At 40.2% G+C, this 251-nt stretch carries 1 protein-coding gene; it reads right to left on the bottom strand.

Features of this window, described 5'->3' with window-relative positions; genetic code table 11:
• The coding region (locus KMHG_RS17135) for a helix-turn-helix domain-containing protein (RefSeq protein WP_010285718.1) at positions 1 to 251 on the bottom strand (251 nt) is incomplete at both ends.

Here is a 251-nt window from a genome sequence, read left to right as displayed (position 1 = left end):
CGGTCAAAGGCAGCTAATAGGTTTTCGTAGGAGGCTTGTAATGCCACACTGTCTACGTTACGTAGCCAAGCCGTATCATCTTGTTTTTTCAGCTTTGTGAGCATTTTGGACATAAGAGAACGATTTAGTCCTTTACCTTCTAATTCGTACATTGTGTTCCATAATGCTAAGAAATGATTGTAGACAAAGCGACAATGCCCATGTGTTTGATGAATGAGCGCTTGTTGATCTTTATTCGGATAGATACGGAA

This window comes from Kurthia massiliensis (genome assembly GCF_000285555.1).
Classification (GTDB): Bacteria; Bacillota; Bacilli; order Bacillales_A; family Planococcaceae; genus Kurthia; species Kurthia massiliensis.
The sequence above is the reverse complement of the archived record's forward strand: the minus strand, read 5'-3'. Positions and strand labels throughout refer to the sequence as shown.